Raw genomic sequence first — 19,403 nt, 5'->3', positions numbered from 1 at the left:
AGGGCTGCGGAAACAGGACGAGGAGGTGCCGATGCCGTTGGACGAAGACGTGGTGGCTGCGATTTACCGCGATCACGGCACGGCGCTGAAGAGGTTTGTCGTCAGCTGTACCTCGGACACCCATCAGGCCGACGACGTGGTGCAGGAGACCATCCTCAAGGTGTGGCAGCACGCTCCGCAGATCACGGGAAGCCTGCGCAGTTACCTCTTCCGGACAGCGCGGAACGTCATCATCGACAACTACCGCAAAGCCCAGAGGCGTCCGCACGAGACCGGCGAATACGACCTCCCGGACAACGCAGCCACCGAACGCGTGGACGAGCTCCTGAACCGGGTACTCATGGAAGAGGCGTTGCTCCGGCTCAGCGTCGAGCACCGCGAGGTCCTGGTGGCCTTGCACTATCAACGGTTCACAGTGGTGGAGGCGGCTCTTCAGCTGAACATTCCGGCCGGAACAGTGAAATCCCGGGCTTTCTACGCAGTGAAGGCCCTCCGAACAATCCTCGATGAAATGGGGGTGGAACGATGAACGGCAACTCCGTCCACCAGTTGCTGGGCGCCTACCTTCTGGGAGGTTTGGAACCCGGCGAAGCCCGCACGTTTGAGGACCACCTCGAATCATGCGCTGACTGTCGGCGTGAACTGGAAGAACTCGCGAGCCTTCCTGCACTCCTGGACGCCGTGCCCGCTGCCGACGCGGTGGCCCTCACCGCCGCCGGGGCCGCACCCCTTGCACCGCTGGCAATGGAACCGGAGCCGCTCCCGGAAAAGGTCCTGGTTGACCTGGCGGTCCGAAGGCGGAAATCACGACGCCGGTGGGCAGCTTTTGTTGGCGCTGTCGCCGCTGCTTGCCTCGCGGTCGGGTTCCTGGCCGGACCGTTGTTGAACCAGCCTCCGAAACCGGATGCCAGCTATTCGGTGCAGTCGGACGGCGGTTTGCAGCTGACGGTGGACATGGTCAAGAAGACCTGGGGCACTGAGCTTGAAGTCGAGGGCCGGAGCATGCCGCTTGAGGGCACTCTCTATCTTTGGGTCAAGGGCCGCGACGGCGCCGAAGAGCGCACCTGCGGCTGGACGGCCACGCCGAGTGGACGGATCAAGATCACCGGTGCCACACCCGTTCAGTTGGCGGGGATCGCCGGGGTTGAGCTGCGTGACGAGGCCCAGAAGACGGTGGCTTCCATTTCGGTGCCCTAAACCAGGTGCCCTAAACCAGGTGTCTTGAAACCAGGTGCCGTGAAGCTAGGCGCCGGCGCCTTGGGCTTTCAACTCAGCCACCAACGCAGGGTCCTCGCAAGCACGGGCGAACGCTTCGATCCGTCGTTCGATCTCCCTGCCCAGGAGCCAACCGCCGACTCTCTCGGCGACGGGCTTGATGAAAGCCGGCCGGCACGAAAAGGTGTACTTCCAGACTGCCCGGGTGCCGCCGTCGTCCGGGGTGAACCGCCAGCCGCCGCCGAAGTTCTCAAAAAACCACGGACCGGACACCATGGTCATGCCCACATTTCGCGGGGGAGCGTAGGAGACGTATTCGCTGACCATCTTCAATCCCATGCGCGAAACGGTCCGGGTCCGCACACCCTTTCCGGCTGCTTGGGCACCATCAATGAATGCCTGCGCGGAAATGAACGGATCCCACTTGAGCCGGAACGCGCCGGTTGTCTGGGAGAGGGCAAAAGCTGTTTCAGGATCCAAACGGATGAATCGTTCCGCGCGTACCTGTGGCATTAGAATCCCTGCCCTGATCCGAGTACCAGGAACACCATGAAGGCGATGCCGAAGACGTTGACCGCCATGATCGCCAGCCCGATGATTCCAGTGATGCGTCCGGCGTTCATACGCCCGGCCCGGAAGACGGCAATGAGGCCACTGATGACGGCCACAATGGACAGCAGGACGGCCACCCCGGCCAGAACCAGGGCTCCGATCCACCAGGCGTCGTTATCCGGGTTGTAACGGCTTAGTGACGAGGCGATGGCCGCAAGCCCAAGGGGAATACTGACCACCGCGGCAATCGGCGACAAGACTGCGGAGACGATGCTGGTGATGCCGGCGCCCAGACCCCGGGTGCCTTGTCTCTGCGGCTGTTGGTAGTAGTCGATCGGTGGCTGGTAGCTCATGATTCCCCCAAAGTCCGTTGGCTAAAGCTTGCGGTACGTGAGGTCGAAGATCATACGCCCGGCCTCGTGCGCTTTGTTCTCAAAGCTCGTGCGGATCCGGCCCTCGAACCGGGGAGCCCAGCCGCCTTCTTCGTCCACTCCCTCATTCGGGCCGGTGTGCTCGGTACTGACCGGCGCGCGGCCCTCCCTGACGGGCGCACCGCCCACAACGGATTCGACGCCGGACTGCCACACTTGCGTCAACGGGCTCTCCTCGCCGCTGCGCTCGCCTTCGTGCATGTTCTCGAAGTCCGTGGATCCCGCCAGGACTTCCCGGACGTGCACGGCATAGTTGGACCAGTCCGTGGCGATCCTCCAGTAGCCGCCCTTCCGCAGGGCTTTGGCAGCAACGGAGGCGAAGGCCGGCTGGATGAGACGGCGCTTGTGGTGCCGTGCCTTGTGCCAGGGGTCAGGGAAGAACACCCATAGTTCGCTGACCGACCCTGCAGGCAGCATCGATTCGAGGACCTCGGGTGCGTTGGCTTCCACCACGCGCACGTTGGTCAGGCCCCGGCTGTTGATCTTGATGATGGTGTTGGCCAGCCCGGGTGTGTAAACCTCGACGGCAAGGAAGTCTTTGTCCGGGTTCTGCTCGGCGGCGTGAACCACGGCGTCGCCCAGTCCGGAACCGATTTCGACAATCAAGGGCGCCTTCCGTCCGAAGACAGCCTCGGCGTCGAAGGTGTAATCCGGGTGCACGGAGGTGTTGGCGACATGACGGGGGACCTGGATGGCCCAGCGCTCCGCGTGCTCTTCCCAGGCCGCCTGCCTCCGACCCTGCAGGCGTGTGCCGCGGCGCACGAAACTGACCGGGCGGCCACCGTAGGTACCGAAGGAAGCCTGGCTGCCGGGGGTGACAGGGCGCGGGGAATCTGGGGTTTCACTCATCCTTTCCAGAATACTTGGGTTCGGGCGGGGGGCTCTGCAGAGGGGCCGGGCGCTTGTCTTTGGACAAAGCATCACCATCAAAATAGGGGGAGTGTTAGGCTCGGCTCCAATGACGCGCTTACTGGTCTTGGAGGCGCTCACTGGTCTTTGGGGGAAAGCATGGGAAGCTTGCGGTCATTTGCGTTCAAGTCGGCGGCACTGGGCGCCTTGTTGTTGGGCTCGACGACCTTGGGGGCGGCTCCCGCTGCAGCGGACTACCAGGATTGGGTTCCGCCGATCTTCGGCATGCCCTACGTGGGTTCCGAACTGACCATCGGCAGCGCCGACCATGGGCTGCAGGTGTGCCCGCCCACAGCTGAGGCCCCGCATGGCTTCGTCATGGAGTGGCTGAGCAACGGCGAGCCACTGCCTGCCGGGCGTCAAGGCGAATCCCTGAAACTGCTCCCCGAAGACCGTGGAAACCGTATTTCGTTCACAGCCCACGGCGTGTGCTCCGAAGAGGAAGTTTTCCGGAGCGATGAAACAGCTCCGATCGCTGCCTCCAGCCGTTCCATGGGCTGGACCGGGCGCGGCAACTTTGAGCTCCTGGGCCGCACGGATAACGGCACGTTGGTCCTCTATCCGCATGCTTATACGTCCGAATACCGAATGTGTCCTTCCGGCGCCGGGTGCACCTACTACAACCACACGATCGAAGAACCAAGAGTGGTTGGCCGGGGCTTCGGCATTTTCGACGTCGTTTTCTCCACCGGTGATTTCGACGGCGACGGAAACAACGACCTCCTGGGCCGTGACAGCGCTGGAACCCTGCACATCTATCCAGGCGATGGGGAGGGCGGCTGGCTTCCGCCCAGGCAAGTTGGCTGGGGCTGGAACATCTTTGACACTGTCGTTGGCCCGGGGGACTTCGACGGTGACGGAAACAACGACGTCCTGGCCCGGGACTCCGCCGGAGACCTCTATCTATACCCGGGAGACGGCGACGGCGGCTGGCTGACGCCATCACGCGTCGGGACCGGCTGGGACGTGATGAACAAGATCGCCACCCCCGGCGATACCGACGGCGATGGCGCTGTGGACATCTATGCCAGGGACGGCGCCGGCATCCTGCACCAGTACCCCGCAGACGGAAACGGTGGCTGGAAGCCGCCGTCGATCGCGGGCCACGGTTGGGAGCTCATGACCGAAATCAGCGGAGCCGGCGTCTACGAACCGCTCTATGGAAACCGGTACTCGGCCCTGAAACCCCTCAACGACATTGTGGCGATCGACGAGACAGGCGATATGCGGCTCTTCCTGAATTCGGAGTTCGGAGCGGGCCTGTTCGGAAACACGCACATAGGCGTGGGCTGGGGTTACTTCGACACCCTGATCTAGCCCGCAACTGATGTCCCGCGCTGGTCACAATGATCCCATCACGCGCCCCCAACACGTGGCTGACAGAATAGGACGTGTGACCTCCTCGAAGATGCCCGGCTACCCAGAGAAATCCGTCCTGCCCGAGATTGCGGCCGATGCAGAGATCGATGAAGAACCGGCCGCCGGCCCCACGCAGCTCCGGGGCAGGAGAGGCCTGGTCTACCTGGGCATCTGCCTGGTACTGATCGGGCTGAACCTCCGAACGGTCTTCTCCAGCTTCTCCGCGGTCCTTCCGGAAATAACGTCCGACGCCGGTCTGCCGGGTTGGTCGCTGGTGGTCCTCACCACGGTGCCGGTCACTTTGCTGGGCATCTTCGCGCCCCTTGCCCCCATCCTGGCCCGCAGGTTCGGCGCGGAACGGGTGCTCCTGGGCGCCATGGCTGTCCTCACTGCGGGCCTGCTACTCAGGCCCGTGGACGTACCCGGAGTGGGCCATCTCCCGGGGCTTCTCGCGGGCACGGCGGCCTGTGGTGCTGCGATTGCGCTGTGCAACGTGCTCCTGCCGGGCGTGGTCAAGAGGGATTTCCCGCACCGCCTCGGCTTGATGGGCGGCCTCTACACCACAGCGATCTGCGCGTCGGCGGCCTTGGGCGCGGGCTTCACGTATCCGGTCTTTACGGCAACCGGCCAGTGGACTTCGGCGCTGTGGTTCTGGGTGGTGCCTGCCGCCGTCGTGCTTTTGCTGTTCCTGCCGCTGGCCGTCAAGCAACCGTCGGTAAGGCACCAAGTCGTCCATGGTGGCGTGAACGTCTGGAAATCGGCCGTGGCCTGGCAGGTGACGATGTTCATGGTGCTGCAGGCGATGATGTCCTTCAGCGTGTTCGCGTGGATGGCGCCGATCCTGCGCGACCGGGGCATCGACGGTGCAACGGCCGGGCTCATTGTTTCGGTGTCGATCGTGCTGCAGATGCTCGGCTCCCTGTTTGCCCCCGCCCTGGCGACGCGCTTCAAGGATCAACGGATCATCAATATGGTGGTGGCGTTGATGACCGGCGGTGGTTTCGCACTGACGATCTTCGGTCCCACTGAACTGATCTGGGTGTGGACGGGCCTCAACGGACTGGGGCAAGGCTCGCTCACAGCAGTGGCCCTCACCATGATCATGGTCCGCACCCGCGACGCCCACACGGCCGCGCACCTTTCGGGAATGATGCAGGGCGTGGGCTACGGGGTTGGTTCGGTCGGCACTCTCATGGTGGGGCAACTCCACCAGGCCACCGGCGGGTTCGCAGCCGCGGGAATCCTGTTCCTGGTGGTCGGTTCGCTCGCGGCTTTCTTCGGCTACCGGGCCGGCCGCGACCGCTTCGTTTAACGTTGCGAGGCCCACTCTGCGTCCCCACCGCCCGGGTTTGGGAATAGCGCGCAGAGCGGGCCTCGCAACGAAGTAGCTAGACGGTCAGGTCCTTGCCCTTCGTCTCCGGGATGGAGACAGCGAACGCGATACCCACCAGCAGCAGGATCACGGCGTACACATTGAAGAGGTAGCCCTGTCCGATGGTGCCGAGCCAGGTCTGCAGGTACGGGGCCGTGCCACCGAAGACTGCCACGCAGATGGAGTACGGAACACCGACGCCGATGGTGCGGATGTGGGTCGGGAACAGTTCGGCGTACACGGCAGGGACGATCGCTGCGCTGCCGGCGATGAAGAACAGCATCACGGACATCGACACCGCCAACTGCCACGGCGAGTCCTTGAGCAGCCACGTCATGGGGAAGTGCAGCAAAGCAGCGCCAGCGGAGGAGGCGATCAGCACCGGCTTGCGTCCGATCCGGTCCGACATTTTGCCCCAGAACGGCAGCGCCGCGATGAACACCACGTTGGCAATCACGCCGGCCCACAGTGCCGCGCCGCGGTCCATCTTCAACGAGGTTGCGGCGTAGCTCGGTGCCACGACGCCCCAGATGTAGTAGACAACCGTCAGGCCAACGGTGAGGCCGATGACCTGCAGGGCCTGCTTGCGGTACTTGACGATCTGCGGCCAGATGGCCAGGCGCTTCTCCTGCGGAGCTTCGGCCTCAAACGCTTCGGTTTCCTTCATCTTGGCCCGCATGAACAGTGCGTAAATGCCCAGTGCGCCGCCGATCAGGAACGGGATGCGCCAACCCCAGGCGCTCATGTCGCCCTTGCTCAGGACAGCGGTGAGGATGGCGCCCAGCAGCGTCCCGGCAAGGATTCCGGCGGTGCCGGAGGTGTAGATGAGGGTAGCCCAGAAGCCTCGGTGTTCCTTGGGTGCCATCTCGGACAGGTAAGTTTGCGACGACGGCAGCTCGCCACCGTGGGCGAGGCCCTGGATGAGCCGGGCGACCAGCAACATCACCGAGGCGAAGGCGCCGACCGATTCGAACGTGGGCGCGACACCGATCAGCAGGCTGCCCACAGCTCCGAGTGCCACAGCGACGGTCATGGACGTCTTGCGGCCGATCCTGTCACCGATCCAGCCGAACACGAACCCGCCGAACGGCCGGGCAACGAACCCGACGGCGAAGATCGCCAACGTGGACAGCACGGCTGAGGTGGGGTCGGCGCTGCTGAACAACGCGCTCGCGATGAACGGCGAGAACGTGGCATAGATGGCCCAGTCGTACCACTCGACGGCGTTGCCGATGCCGGTGCCGACCAATGTCCGCACATGCGACTTGTGGGCCTTGACGTCCGTGGACGTTCCAACGGTGGTGGTCATGTGATTCTCCAAGGGGGTGGGGAGGCTAGTTGCCGGAGAGGGTTGCGATGCGGGATACGGCGAGCTCTGCATACAGCGCTGCACCGTCGGTGAGGACGCCGTCGTCGAACGTGGCGTAAGGGGAGTGGTTGAACGGCGACGTCGTGTGGTCGGCTCCGGGAGCGACGGCACTGAGGCCCACGAACGTGCCGGGGACCTCGGCGAGGACGCGGGAGAAGTCCTCCGAACCGCTCAGGGGAGTGGCCATGCGGGTGTACCGGGACTCGCCGAACATCCCGGCGATGACCTTTTCGGCGGTGGCGGTCTCGTCGTCGTTGTTGATGGTGAGGGGGTATTCCTCTTGGTAATGCACGTCAGCCTCCAGGCCGTGGGCTGCGGCAATACCTTGCAGCAGCCGGGGTACTGCTTCCATCATCTTCCGGCGGGACTCCTCGGAGAAGGTCCGGATGGTGGCTTCGATCCGGGCGGTCTCGGGGATCACGTTGCGCTTGGTTCCGGCGTGCAGGACGCCGACGGTCAGGACGACGGGGTCGAACATGTTGAACTGCCGCGTGACCATCACCTGCAGAGCGGTGACCATTTCGGCGGCGGCTGTGACGGGATCCTTGGCGGAGTGGGGCGCTGAACCGTGGCCCCCCGCGCCCAGCACGGTCACCACGAGGCCGTCCGAGGAGCTGAGCATGACTCCGGGTTTGGTGACGAACTGCCCGTGCGGCTCCAGTGAGGAGAAGACGTGCATCCCGTAGGCGGTGTCCGCGCGTCGGCCCGCGGCGTCCAGGACGCCCTCCTTGATCATGTAGCTGGCACCGTCGAAGCCTTCTTCGCCCGGCTGGAACATCAGGATGACGTCGCCGGCCAGTTGCTCCCTGCGCTCGGCCAGGAGGGTGGCAGCGCCGGCGAGCATGGAGGTGTGAAGGTCGTGGCCGCAGGCGTGCATCGCGCCGTCCACGCGGGAGGTGTAGTCAACGCCGGTGTTCTCCTGCACGGGGAGACCATCCATGTCGGCGCGCAGGAGGACCACGGGCTTCTCAGCCGAAGCGTGGGCCGCACCTCCCCGCAGTACTGCGGTGACCGACGTCGTTTCCTTCCCCAGGGTGATCTCGTACGGAAGTCCGTCCAGTGCCTTGAGCACCTTCTCCTGCGTGCGGGGGAGCTGCAATCCGATCTCCGGTTCGCGGTGGAGGTCGTGGCGGAGGCGGACGATGTCCCCTTGCAGTTCTTTGGCGTCGGCGGCGAGTGTCATGAAGTCTCCTGATCCATAAGGTGATGTGTTCCTTATGCCATTTTGTGGTGACCTGCTTCACATGCTTGAAAACAACTGTAAATATGCATTTTTCTGGTTGCAACACACGATTCATGCACGCTCCTGGGAGAATCAGCTCATGGAACTCAGCGAAGAAGATCTGCGTTTGGTCAACGCCTTGCAGATATCGCCCCGGATCAGTTGGTCCGACGCCGGCAGCGTCCTTGGCGTCCACGCCACCACCCTGGCATCCCGCTGGGACCGCCTGAGGGCTGCGGGCGCTGCCTGGACCACGGCGCATCTGATGGGTGATCCCAAGGACATGTGCCTGGCCATGGTGGACATCGACTGCGAAATGCACCTCAGGCCCGAGGTGACCGCCGCCGTCGCGCAACTGCCCGAGGTCATCACAGTGGAAGAAGCTGCCAGTAACCGCGACCTGACACTGACGGTCATCACCCAGGACCTGGAACAGTTCAGCACGCAGGTGTTGCCTCGGCTCAAGGAAGTACGGGGACTCACCAAGTACCACACGGCTCTCTGTACACGGATCCACACCAGCGGCTACGCGTGGCGGCTCAATGTGCTCAGCAAGGCGGAACAGCAGGCATTGCGGTCGCTGGCGGGACCTGAATCCGCCAACCCTTCTTCTCCCGACACCGTCGTGGCGCCCTTGCCGGAGACGCACCTGGCGCTCATCCCGTTCCTTGCCCGGGACGGCCGCGCCACTGCGGCCGAGATCGCTCGGGCGCTGGACCGGAATCCAGCCACCGTGCAGCGCCAACTGGGACGCGTCCTGGCCAGCCGCATGCTGTCCTTCCGCTGCGAAATAGCCCAGCAGTACTCAGGCTTCCCCATCACCGTCCAATGGTTCGCCAATGTCCCGGCAGGTCAGCACGAGGCCGCAGCCACCGAGCTCAGGGCCATCCGCAACATCCGCTTCTCCGCATCCACCACGGGGCGCACCAACTTCACCATGATCATGTGGCTGCGATCCCTGGCGGATGTCATGGAAATGGAGCTCACCATCCAGCAGCGGATCCCCGGCATTGAATTGGTGGAAAGCGTGGTGATGCTCAATACGGCAAAACGGGTGGGGTGGATGCTGAACCCGGACTCGACCGCCACGGGAACAGTCGTACCGCCCTACGGAGACCTGCTGCCGGAGGGCGCCTAAGCCCGCTTCGTGGCCCTCAGGACAGTGTCCAAGGTGGTGCCCGATTCACCGCTGGGACCCGAAACCGTCCGCGCCCGGTCTGTCAGCACATGGACGAACCACGGCTCGGTATCTAGCCGCAGGGCACCCGCCAGCTGCTCCGGAGTGAAGAAAAGCCCGGCCTCGTGGTGGTGCTGGCTCCAGGACGGCAGGCCGTGCGGGTGATGCCCCACCACCAGCAATGTCCCGCCAGGCGCCACAGCCCCGGCGGCCGAGGTGACCGAATCACGCCACGGCAGCAGGGGCGAATGCAGGAACTGCGCCGAGACCAGATCGAAGTCCGGCTGCGGCTCCCATTCCGTCAGGTCCTGCTGCTGCCACGTGATCCGGTCGGCGACGCCCGCTTCCTCGGCGTGCGCGGCCGCGCGTTCAAGCGCAACGGCGGACACGTCCAGGGCGGTAACCGTCCAGCCCTGCTTCGCGAGCCAGATAGCGTCCCCGCCTTCGCCGCAGCCCAAATCGAGGGCCTTGCCGGGTTTCAGGTCCTTGGCTTCGGCCACCAGCTGCGGGTTCGGATTCCCGCTCCAGATCTTCGGCCGCTCCCGGTACATGCCGTCCCACATGTCCACGGCGTTGTCCGCATCCTTATGGAGGTTCAAGCCACCTTGCTGGGCGCCTTCGTGGGTGGGTTGGCCGTGCTGGTGGGTGCCGCCGTCGTGCGTGTGTTCAGTCATGACCCAAGCGTGCCAAGAGGCTGCAGCGGAAGGCAATGCCTTTTGCTGTTTCAGCAAAGCCGGCATTCAGTTTTGCCCCGCAGTCAGTTTGGCTAGTCCGGCAGCATCCACCGTTGTGCCCCCGCGCCCGACGCACCGAGTTCGTCCGACGGGTTCTGCAGCGTGCACGATTTCAAGCTCAGGCAACCGCAGCCAATGCAGCCGTCGAGGTCGTTGCGCAGGTGCTGCAAGGCTGCGATCCGTTGGTCGAGTTCCTCCCGCCAGCGCAACGACAACCTGCTCCAATCCCTCTTGGTGGGCGTGCGTCCTTCGGGCAACGAGTTCAGCGCCTCCCGGATGTCCCTAAGCGGCAGTCCCACCCGTTGCGAGGTCTTGATGAACGCGACGCGCCGGAGTGTGTCACGCCGGTACCGCCGTTGGTTGCCTGCTGTCCGCTCGGCTTCGATAAGCCCGTTGCGTTCGTAGAAATGAAGGGCCGACGGCGACACTCCGCTGCGCTCGGAGAGCTCACCAATGGTCAGTGGCCGGTGGGCGGGGGCGGTGGGCATGGACCTTCTTCCGGTAGGGGTGTGCTGGATTGACCTCAACATTAGTTGAGGTTCTAGGCTGGCGTCCATGACCTCAGACACCTCAACGGCCGGAATCCTGGGCCGCCCCTACCTCCTTGCCACCGTGGGGGCCTGCGCGCTGGTATTCCTCAGCGCGTTCGAGTCCCTCGCAGTGACAACCATCATGCCGCTCGTGAGCCGGGACCTGGACGGAGCCAGCCTCTACGCGCTTGCCTTCGCCGGACCACTGGCTACTGGCGTGATGGGTATGGTGGCGGCCGGCAACTGGTCCGACCGTCGGGGTCCGGCGGCGCCCCTGTACTCCTCGGTGGCACTGTTCGTTGCCGGCCTGCTGATCGCCGGCATGGCCGGAACCATGGAGATCCTGGTGCTCGGGCGCTTGGTGCAGGGCCTGGGGGGCGGTGCGATGACCGTTGCCCTCTACGTGCTGGTGGCCCGTGTGTACCCGCCGGAGTTGCACCCGAAGATCTTTGCCGCCTTCGCCGCGTCCTGGGTGGTCCCGTCGCTCGTTGGGCCGTTCGCCGCAGGTGTCGTGGCCCAGCTGAGCAGCTGGCACTGGGTCTTCCTGGGTGTCGTGGGCCTGGTGGTGCCAGCGCTGCTGATGGTGGTGCCGGCAGTCCGGGGCATGTCGTCCGAGCCTCCCGCCGAAACGGTTCCGTGGGCTTTCGGGCGCATGGGATGGGCGGCGCTCGCAGCTGTTGCCGTCCTCGGCCTGAACCTCTCCGCTGAGGTGCCGGGAGTTGGTGGGGTGATTGCCGTCGTCGCGCTGGTCCTTGCCGTGGTGGCTGTCCGGCCGCTGGTGCCGCGCGGGACACTGACCGCCCGGCGGGGACTGCCCAGTGTGATCCTTGTCCGGGGCCTGGCGTCGGCGGCATTCTTCGGGGCCGAGGTCTACCTGCCGTACCTCCTGACCGAACGCTATTCATTCACGCCCACTTTTGCCGGGCTGACCCTGACCGGTGCGGCACTGGCGTGGGCCGGGGCGTCGGCGATCCAGGGGCGGCTTGGCACCCGCTTGGCTGATGACCTCGCCATCAAGATCGGTGCCTCGCTGGTGCTGGTGGCCATTGTCCTCACCCTCGTGACGGCCGCGCTGGCGCTGTCCGCCGCCGTTGCCATTGGCGGGTGGATCCTTGCCGGCGGCGGGATGGGACTGATGTACCCGCGCTTGTCCGTCATGACGTTGGCGCTGTCCACCGAGGAGAACCAGGGCTTCAACAGTGCGGCCATGTCCATCTCCGACTCCCTGGGCGGTGCGCTGTCTCTCGCCGCTACAGGACTGGTCTTCGCGGCATTTACGACGACGAACCCGTTTGCGGCGGTCTTCGCACTTACGGCGGTGATCGCCGTCGTCGGGGTTCTGATGGCGCCGAGGGTCGCCGCCCGCGCGGCCGCAACCAAGTCCCCGAACGCCGAACCGGAGCTCTCGCACCACGCCTGACCCGTTGTGGGGCCCGCTTTGCGCGCTTTGCACGCCCGGAAGCACGCATAGCAGGCCCCGCAACGCTGGGCAGGTTAGTTGTGGGGCCCGCTTTGCGCGCTTTGCACGGCCCGAAGCACGCATAGCAGGCCCCGCAACGCTGGCCGATGCAAGGTTCCACCCCCATCACTGCTAAGCTAGGAACACTTGATGTGCGGTGACGCCCTGAAGCAGGTGGCCTGAAAGGCTGCGCGACGGGGCATTTTTCATGTGAGAGGCACATCCTGCGTCGATGAACGCGTTCTATTTGGTCCCGGCCACCGCTGTTGCAGCGAACCGGTAGACCACCTGACTTTTCCTCGGCGAACCCCTGGCCCAACCGGCGTCGGGGGCCGATGTCCGCAACTGGACACCGCCCGAAAGACATGAAGTTTATGACTACTTTTGCTGCCCTTGGCACGCCCAAGGCCATTGCTGATTCCCTCGCTGCAGACGGCATCGAAGAGGCATTCCCCATCCAGGTGAAGACCCTCCCGGACACCCTCGCAGGCCGCGACGTCCTGGGCCGTGGCCGCACCGGCTCCGGCAAGACCATCGCTTTCGCCATCCCGCTCGTGGCCCGCTTGGCCGAGCGCGAAGCCAAGCATTTCCGCAAGCCCGGCCGCCCCATGGGCCTGGTCCTTGCACCGACGCGTGAACTGGCAACCCAGATCAACGCCACCATCGAACCGCTGGCCAAAGCCATGGGCCTGAACACCACGGTCATCTACGGCGGTATCTCCCAGGCACGCCAGGAAAAGGCGCTGCGCGCCGGCGTCGACATCGTCATCGCCTGCCCGGGCCGCCTCGAAGACCTGATCCGCCAGCGCATCCTGACCCTCGAAGCCGTTGAGGTCACCGTGCTGGACGAGGCCGACCACATGGCCGACCTCGGCTTCCTCCCGGTGGTCAAGAAGCTCATGGACATGACCCCCACCCAGGGTCAGCGCCTGCTCTTCTCCGCGACGCTGGACAACGGTGTTGACAAGCTGGTCAACCGTTACCTGTCCAACCCGCTGACACACTCCGTGGACGATCCCCAGGCCGCTGTCACCACCATGGAACACCACGTCCTGGTGGTCAACGACCAGACCGTCAAGAAGCAGCTCATTGTTGAATTGGCTTCCGGCGCCGGCCGCCGCGTCCTCTTCATGCGGACCAAGCACCACGCCCGCAAGCTTGCCAAGACCCTCACCGACGCCGGCATCCCCGCCGTCGACCTGCATGGCAACCTGTCGCAGAACGCCCGCGACCGCAACCTTGCCGAGTTCTCCAACGGTGACGTCCGCGTCCTGGTGGCAACCGACGTCGCAGCCCGCGGCGTTCACGTTGACGACGTCGAACTCGTCATCCACGTGGACCCGCCCACAGAGCACAAGGCATACCTGCACCGCTCCGGCCGTACGGCCCGCGCAGGTTCCGATGGCACCGTGGTCACGCTGACCCTTCCGGAGCAGCAGAGCGACGTCAAGAAGCTCATGAAGGCTGCCGGCGTTGACGTTTCGTTTGAGCGCGTCACTGCCAACTCTCCGTTGGTTGCCGACCTCGTTGGCGAAATCGCCGACAAGGTCGATCCCCGCACCCGTGCAGCACTCCTCGCGGCGAAAGCCCCGCAGGGTGGCGGCACGTCCACCGGTGCGAACGCACAGCGTAAGCGTGCACGCCGTTCCACGCAGGCTGCTCCCACGGCCGGTGGCCGTGGTGGTCGCAACGGACGTGGCAAGGTCGCGGCTGAGCCGGTTCGCACCGACGTCAACCGCGCCGAGCGTCGCGCAGCAATGAACGACGACGTCGCCCGCAGCTCACGTGGCCGCGGCAAGTCCGGTGCCACTCACCGCAACGACGTCCCGGGCTCGCAGGGCCAGGGCGGCCGCAGTGGTCGTCCGGCTACCGGCCAGCGCGCAGCTTCGGCTCCTCGCACGGCATCCACCACCTCTACGCGTACCGGTGGGAACAAGGCCGTATGGTCCTCCGCTACGGGCGCTACGTCCGGTGGATCCTACGGTTCGGGTTCCGGCAACTCCGGTCGCGGTGGATCCGGCGCAGGCCGTCCGGCACGCAGCGGTCCCCGCCGCGCGTCGGCTCCTGCTTCGAACGAGCGCCGCGGCCGCTAACCTCCCGTTGTGAGGCCCGCTCTACGCGCTTTCCGCAAGGAATGGAGCGCAGAGCAGGCCCCGCAACTCCAGGTGCTACCAGCCCCGGGCGCGCCACTCCTCAAGGTGTGGCCGCTCGGCTCCGAGGGTTGTGGGCAGTCCATGGCCCGGGTGCACCAGGGTATCGTCCGGATAGGCGTCGAACAGTCGTTCCGACACGTCGTTCAACAGAGAAGTGAAGCGCGCAGGATCTTTCTGTGTGTTGCCGACGCCTCCCGGAAACAGCGAGTCTCCACTGAAAATGTGGGCCGGCCCGTCCGGATCCTGGTACACGAAGGCGATCGAGCCAGGGGTATGTCCACGCAGGTGGACCGCCGTGAGCTCGATGTCGTCGAAGCGCTCAACGTCGCCGTGACCAAGCCGGACATCCACCGGAACCGGCAACGCATCGGCGTCGTCCGCTCCCGCTGACGTGGTGGCCCCGGTGACTTCCACCAGCTCCGCCAGCGCACGGACGTGATCCCAGTGCTGGTGGGTGGTTGCTATCCGGACCAGCTTGGTGGGCTCGGTCGAATCGCCCGCGGACTCCGACAGAAGCTGCTGGATGGCTGGAAGGTCGTCGGCGGCGTCGATCAACACCTGCGCCCCTGTGGACTTTGACGTCAACAGGTACACGTTGTTGTTCATCTCGCTGACCGAAATGCTGCGAATGGTGACGTCACGTAGTGAGTGAATAAGCGAATCCATTCGTTCAGCCTACGTTCTTGGCTTCGCGGCCCTGCGAGACCCAATTGGGGTCGGCGGAGCGTGAACCCACGACGGCGGCAGCGGCTTGGTCGAGCACCCCAAGGTGCGCTGTTCCCAGTTGCAGGGACAGTGCGCCGAGATTCTCGTCGATCCGGAACGTCTTGCGCGTGCCGGGGATGGGGACCACCGAAATCCCGAGGCGCTGACCTTGGGCGAAAAGCCAAGCCAGGGCTACCTGGGCAGGAGTTGCATCCAGCCCACTGGCTACCTCGCGAACCGCGGCTACAACGGCCTGGTTTGCATCAAGTGCCTCGTCGCCAAAACGGGGGATCTTATGACGGAAGTCATTTTCGCCAAGATCGCCCGCGCTGACGGTTCCCGTAAGGAACCCGCGGCCCAGCGGCGAATACGGCACAAACCCTACGCCAAGCTCCTTGGCTGCAGGAACAACGTTGAGCTCAACATCCCTGCTCCAGATTGACCATTCACTCTGGACCGCGGCAATGGGATGGACGGCGTTGGCCTGCCTGAGCTCCTCGGCTGTCACTTCCGACAAGCCGAGGTGCCGGACCTTGCCCTCACGGACCAGCTCCGCCATTGCCTCCACGGTTTCCACTATCGGAACGCGGAGGTCACGGCGATGCATGTAGTAGAGGTCAATGACGTCAGTGTCCAAGCGGCGGAGGCTCGCTTCCGCCGCTTGCCTGACGTACGGTGCATCCCCGCGGACTCCCGTGTATCCGTCCGCGGGGTTGCCCTCAATTCCAAACTTCGTGGCTACCTGGATCTCGTCGCGGCGCTCCTTGAGGAGCCTGCCCACGAGTTCCTCGTTGCTGCCCGCGCCATACACATCTGCGGTGTCGATGAACGTGATGCCCGCGTCCACGGCGTGCCTGAGTGTTTGCAGGCCTTCCTCCGGGTCGATCCCGCCATAGACCGGGGTCAGGGCCATTCCGCCGAAACCGAGGGGGCTTACCGTGAGGCCATCTCCGAGCTGAACTGCAGTCATGAACGTCTCCAATGCGTGTTTGGGTGCTCTTGAAGGCGTGAACCCGATGGCGCGCTGGGGTATTCCTGCGATTTCTGCGAGCACCGCCTGGCCTCGCGTGGCCTTGCCTGGCTGATTCGATGGTTCGCTGCACACTGTGCCGTGCGAGCGGCATGGTGTGCAGCGAACCATCGAAACAGGGCGCCAGGGAGCGGGCGCTACTCGGGCTTGGCTACAGCTTTCTCTGCGGGCAGCGCCTTCAAGCCGGCGGCACAGCCCACGATTCCTGCGATGAACAGCAGTTTCAGCGGGCTCGCCGATTCAACGCCCGTGATCATGGCCCAGCCAACGGTCAGCGCCGCGCCGATACCCACCCATACCGCGTAAGCAGTGCCAAGGGGGATGCGCTTCACCGCGATACCCAGTCCCAGCATGCTCAATACTGCAGTGACGGCGAAGACCAGTGTGGGCATGAGTTGCGTGAAGCCATTGGAGAGCCCCAAAGCAGTGGCCCACACGGCTTCGAGGAGCGCCGACGCCAGGAGGATGGCCCAGAAGATTCCGTTACCGGTGTTCTTGGTTTTTGTCGTCATGGCTATGCCACCACCTTCAGGCCGACCACGCATGCGCCGATGCCGGCAAGCAGAAGCAGCCGGGCCGTCGTCGCGCGTTCAACTTTGGTGACCATCGCGTACGCCGCGGTGAGCACCACACCCACCCCTACCCACACGGCGTAGGCCGTGCCCGTTGGGATGGATTGCATTGCGATTGCCAGCCCGCCCATGCTCGCAGTGACTGCGACCAGGAAAACGACTGTTGGGACGGGTTTACGGAAGCCCTTGGAACGGTGCAGAGCTGCGGCCCAGACGGCCTCGAGTGCACCGGAAAGAATGAGAATTATCCACGACATGACATTTCCTTTGGCCAGTCTTGTCGCGTGCCGGGTACTGAACCGTCGTCCGGAGGTTCCAGAGCGGAACCTTCATTTCAGGCTAGCAACTCCGGCGCGGGGTGGCCACTTCTGGTGGTTAACGTCACCAGCTCAGGCGTCAGCCGGCTCCACATGGTCGATCGAGATCACTGCGATAAAGCCCCGCCCGGAGATCTCAGGGCTGCGGGTATCCGAACCCACGACGGCGTCATAGCGAGCCAACTCGACAGGTTCCCCGGGGCTGGTTGCCGGAGCGCCGCCGTCGGACTTTTCCTCAGCAGCCGGCTCTTCCTCGACTCCGGCGCCGGGCGCAACTGTCGCCTTGCCCTCCAGCAGAACAGCCAACTGCCCCTCGAACACCGGGTGAGCCCGTTTCTTGGAGATCTCAACAATCGACGTGTAGCCCTTGAACGCGCCTTCCCGGGCGATGACGTTCAAGTCCCGGATATCTCCGGTGGGGAGGGTCGCCGAGGATGCGGCCTCGCCGGAGAAACGGAACGGACGGTATTTCTCGAGCGGGTGCTCGGAGCCGTCCACGGTGAGGAGCAGCAGTTCGCCGTCGATGATGGTAATGACCCGCTCCATGCCCGGGAAAACGGAGAATTCTCCGGCTTTGGAGACGTCGGCGATGCTGACACGCCAATCCCAGGCGCCGTCCTGCGCAGAGGCTGCCTGCGGGTGGCTCGCGAGTTCGCGCGTCACCCCGCCGCCATTGCGCCACGGTTCGGGACGGATGTCAGCAAAACGGATAATCTCCATCCGACCAGCCTAATGGTGGACGCAGGTTCTCCGATGGCAACGCGGCTTGCTAACGTCATATGTGGAAAACGTTGTTCGGGTAGTGAGGGAGGCGCTGGATGTTCGTCAAAGTATGCGGCTTGAGCACGCCCGAGTCAGTACGTGAAGCCGTCGACGCCGGTGCTGACGCCGTCGGTTTCGTCCTCACCACCAGCCCGCGGGAGGTCAGCCCGGACCAGGTTCGTATCCTGCTCCCGCTGGTGCCCGCCGGGGTTCATGCCGTGGGCGTTTTCCGGCATGAAGCCGCCGCCGATGCCGTGGCGACGGCCCGCGCGGCAGGACTTTCGTGGGTGCAGCTGCACGGTCGCCGTACTGCCGACGACGTCAAAACAGTGCACGACGCCGGCATGCGGCTCATCCGGGCCGTCACCATGGGTGCCTCCCAGGACGAGTTCGCGGATCTGGGCGAAGACGTGTTCCTGATCGACGCCGCAGTGCCGGGGTCGGGGGAGTCCTGGGACTACGCCTCAGTGCGTGACAAGGGGCTCGAGAGCCGGGCGTGGTTGCTCGCCGGTGGTCTGGAACCCGGCAACGTGGCCTTCGCCGCAGCCGCTGCCGGCGCTTGGGGAGTGGACGTTTCCTCCGGTGTCGAGTCTTCGCGGGGTGTGAAGGACCTGGCTAAGATCCGCGCCTTCGTCACAGCCGCAAAGCCTGACCCTCCCTCACATCCCTAGGGTTTCAACCGGTCCCTTCTTCACGTCCCGCGTGTTTCGGCCGGTTCCTTCCTCACGTTCCGCGTGTTTCGGCCGGTTCCTTCCTCACGTTCCGGGTGTTTGAACGGGACGCTTCTTCACGTCCCGGGGGTTTCAACCGGTCCCTTCCTCACGTCCCGGGCGTTTCAACCGATCCCTTCCTCTCATCCCGCGTGTTTGAATCGGGTCCTTCTTCACTTCCCGCGTGTTTGAACCGGACGATTCCTCACATCCAGGGCGCTTCGGTAGGGGTGTCAGTGAGGGTTGGTGGGAAGGGTGTGGGGTGTGAGTGAGGGTTGGTGGGAAGGGCGTGGGGTGTGGAAGAGGGTTGGGGGGGAAGCCATAGGGATGTGAGCGAGCGTCGGGTTGGGCGGCTGAAGTCAGGGAAGATTCAGGGCAGACCCCTAGGCATTTTGTAAGCCCCGCAGGAGAGAATGAGGACATGAAAACGATCCTTAACGTCATCTGGCTTGTCTTCGGCGGGTTCTGGTTGGCCCTGGGCTACTTCGCGGCAGGCATTATTTGCTGCGTGCTCATCGTGACCATTCCTTGGGGCATCGCTTCGTTCCGGATCGGGGCGTACTGCTTGTGGCCCTTCGGGCGGATGGTGGTTGAGAAGCCGGGCGGCACAGGGGTGTTCGCGCTCCTGGGCAACGTCATCTGGTTGCTGGTGGCGGGTATCTGGATTGCCATCGGCCATGTGGTTACGGCGTTTGCCATGGCCATCACCATCATTGGGATTCCGCTGGCCATCGCCAACCTGAAGTTGATCCCGGTGTCGCTGATGCCGCTCGGCAAGCAGATTGTGCCCACCAACCAGCCGTTCGTCAGCACCTACCGCTAAGG

21 protein-coding genes and 1 riboswitch are annotated in these 19,403 nt (G+C 64.5%); of the genes, 9 read left to right on the top strand and 12 right to left on the bottom strand.

The genetic code is table 11. The features are described from left to right. Positions 1–31 precede the first annotated feature (31 nt). Together HMI60_RS17125 and HMI60_RS17120 are read left to right on the top strand one after the other, a co-directional pair. Positions 32–529, top strand: coding sequence for a sigma-70 family RNA polymerase sigma factor (locus HMI60_RS17125; protein ID WP_018778291.1), 498 nt, complete (start codon positions 32–34; stop codon positions 527–529). After that, a complete protein-coding gene (locus HMI60_RS17120) occupies positions 526–1,197 on the top strand; it encodes an anti-sigma factor (protein WP_193590070.1) in 672 nt (223 codons plus the stop codon). Before HMI60_RS17125 ends, HMI60_RS17120 begins: the two co-directional genes overlap by 4 nt. Positions 1,198–1,242: 45 nt before the next feature. Here HMI60_RS17120 and HMI60_RS17115 read toward each other — a convergent pair whose 3' ends face one another. The 3 genes from HMI60_RS17115 to trmB are packed head-to-tail and all read right to left on the bottom strand — an operon-like array spanning position 1,243 to position 3,047. Beyond that, positions 1,243–1,728: a type II toxin-antitoxin system RatA family toxin gene (locus HMI60_RS17115; RefSeq protein ID WP_193590069.1), complete on the bottom strand. Its 486-nt coding sequence runs from the start codon at positions 1,726–1,728 to the stop codon at positions 1,243–1,245. Then, positions 1,728–2,120, bottom strand: coding sequence for a hypothetical protein (locus tag HMI60_RS17110; RefSeq protein WP_018778294.1), 393 nt, complete (start codon positions 2,118–2,120; stop codon positions 1,728–1,730). The genes HMI60_RS17115 and HMI60_RS17110 overlap by 1 nt, the downstream gene beginning before the upstream one ends. Positions 2,121–2,141: 21 nt before the next feature. After that, positions 2,142–3,047, bottom strand: a complete 906-nt coding sequence (trmB, locus tag HMI60_RS17105) for a tRNA (guanosine(46)-N7)-methyltransferase TrmB (protein WP_193590068.1) — start codon at positions 3,045–3,047, stop codon at positions 2,142–2,144. Positions 3,048–3,206: 159 nt separating this feature from the next. On the opposite strand from trmB, the gene HMI60_RS17100 reads away from it, so the two are divergent. Both HMI60_RS17100 and HMI60_RS17095 read left to right on the top strand, forming a co-directional pair. Continuing rightward, positions 3,207–4,424: a VCBS repeat-containing protein gene (locus HMI60_RS17100; RefSeq protein ID WP_227453577.1), complete on the top strand. Its 1,218-nt coding sequence runs from the start codon at positions 3,207–3,209 to the stop codon at positions 4,422–4,424. A gap of 91 nt (positions 4,425–4,515) precedes the next feature. Beyond that, a complete protein-coding gene (locus tag HMI60_RS17095; protein ID WP_227453734.1) occupies positions 4,516–5,778 on the top strand; it encodes an MFS transporter in 1,263 nt (420 codons plus the stop codon). Positions 5,779–5,854: 76 nt separating this feature from the next. Here HMI60_RS17095 and HMI60_RS17090 read toward each other — a convergent pair whose 3' ends face one another. Continuing rightward, positions 5,855–7,147: an MFS transporter gene (locus tag HMI60_RS17090; protein WP_018778299.1), complete on the bottom strand. Its 1,293-nt coding sequence runs from the start codon at positions 7,145–7,147 to the stop codon at positions 5,855–5,857. A 25-nt stretch (positions 7,148–7,172) separates the two neighbouring features. After that, a complete protein-coding gene (locus HMI60_RS17085; protein WP_039243011.1) occupies positions 7,173–8,390 on the bottom strand; it encodes a M20 family metallopeptidase in 1,218 nt (405 codons plus the stop codon). Between the two features lie 139 nt (positions 8,391–8,529). Between HMI60_RS17085 and HMI60_RS17080 the strand changes: the two genes are divergently transcribed. Further along, on the top strand, positions 8,530–9,567 hold the full coding sequence (locus tag HMI60_RS17080) for an Lrp/AsnC family transcriptional regulator (RefSeq protein ID WP_110505263.1): 1,038 nt from the start codon (positions 8,530–8,532) through the stop codon (positions 9,565–9,567). Here the strand turns inward: HMI60_RS17080 and HMI60_RS17075 are convergent. Beyond that, the gene (locus HMI60_RS17075) at positions 9,564–10,280 is read right to left on the bottom strand and encodes a cyclopropane-fatty-acyl-phospholipid synthase family protein (RefSeq protein ID WP_370584041.1); all 717 of its coding nucleotides are present in this window, start codon (positions 10,278–10,280) and stop codon (positions 9,564–9,566) included. The two genes, HMI60_RS17080 and HMI60_RS17075, sit on opposite strands and share 4 nt — an antisense overlap. 92 nt (positions 10,281–10,372) lie before the next feature. After that, entirely contained in the window at positions 10,373–10,897 is a 525-nt protein-coding gene (gene soxR / locus HMI60_RS17070; protein WP_193590066.1) for a redox-sensitive transcriptional activator SoxR, read from the bottom strand. On the opposite strand from soxR, the gene HMI60_RS17065 reads away from it, so the two are divergent. Beyond that, positions 10,896–12,290: an MFS transporter gene (locus HMI60_RS17065; RefSeq protein ID WP_039243009.1), complete on the top strand. Its 1,395-nt coding sequence runs from the start codon at positions 10,896–10,898 to the stop codon at positions 12,288–12,290. The genes soxR and HMI60_RS17065 overlap by 2 nt on opposite strands. 413 nt (positions 12,291–12,703) lie before the next feature. Further along, complete coding sequence (locus tag HMI60_RS17060) at positions 12,704–14,422, top strand: DEAD/DEAH box helicase (protein ID WP_018778305.1); 1,719 nt, start codon at positions 12,704–12,706, stop codon at positions 14,420–14,422. A gap of 75 nt (positions 14,423–14,497) precedes the next feature. Here HMI60_RS17060 and HMI60_RS17055 read toward each other — a convergent pair whose 3' ends face one another. From HMI60_RS17055 to HMI60_RS17035, 5 genes are all read right to left on the bottom strand, one after another. Next, complete coding sequence (locus tag HMI60_RS17055; protein WP_193590065.1) at positions 14,498–15,148, bottom strand: MBL fold metallo-hydrolase; 651 nt, start codon at positions 15,146–15,148, stop codon at positions 14,498–14,500. 4 nt (positions 15,149–15,152) lie between these two features. Next, positions 15,153–16,157: an aldo/keto reductase gene (locus tag HMI60_RS17050; RefSeq protein WP_193590064.1), complete on the bottom strand. Its 1,005-nt coding sequence runs from the start codon at positions 16,155–16,157 to the stop codon at positions 15,153–15,155. Between the two features lie 197 nt (positions 16,158–16,354). Then, positions 16,355–16,729 carry a multidrug efflux SMR transporter gene (locus HMI60_RS17045; RefSeq protein ID WP_018778308.1) on the bottom strand — a complete coding sequence of 125 codons (375 nt, stop codon included), beginning with the start codon at positions 16,727–16,729 and terminating at the stop codon, positions 16,355–16,357. Positions 16,730–16,731: 2 nt separating this feature from the next. Then, positions 16,732–17,046, bottom strand: coding sequence for a multidrug efflux SMR transporter (locus HMI60_RS17040; protein WP_018778309.1), 315 nt, complete (start codon positions 17,044–17,046; stop codon positions 16,732–16,734). A 9-nt stretch (positions 17,047–17,055) separates the two neighbouring features. Continuing rightward, a riboswitch (guanidine-III (ykkC-III) riboswitch) is annotated at positions 17,056–17,121 on the bottom strand. 57 nt (positions 17,122–17,178) lie between these two features. After that, on the bottom strand, positions 17,179–17,826 hold the full coding sequence (locus HMI60_RS17035) for a HutD family protein (protein ID WP_193590063.1): 648 nt from the start codon (positions 17,824–17,826) through the stop codon (positions 17,179–17,181). Positions 17,827–17,924: 98 nt separating this feature from the next. Here HMI60_RS17035 and HMI60_RS17030 point away from each other — a divergent pair, with 98 nt between their 5' ends. Beyond that, positions 17,925–18,539, top strand: a complete 615-nt coding sequence (locus tag HMI60_RS17030) for a phosphoribosylanthranilate isomerase (protein WP_193590062.1) — start codon at positions 17,925–17,927, stop codon at positions 18,537–18,539. Between the two features lie 460 nt (positions 18,540–18,999). Beyond that, a complete protein-coding gene (locus HMI60_RS17025; protein ID WP_018778312.1) occupies positions 19,000–19,401 on the top strand; it encodes a YccF domain-containing protein in 402 nt (133 codons plus the stop codon). Positions 19,402–19,403: the final 2 nt, after the last annotated feature.

Origin of the sequence: Paenarthrobacter sp. YJN-D, from assembly GCF_015040335.1 — a bacterium.
GTDB lineage: Bacteria > Actinomycetota > Actinomycetes > Actinomycetales > Micrococcaceae > Arthrobacter > Arthrobacter nicotinovorans.
The sequence above is the reverse complement of the archived record's forward strand: the minus strand, read 5'-3'. Positions and strand labels throughout refer to the sequence as shown.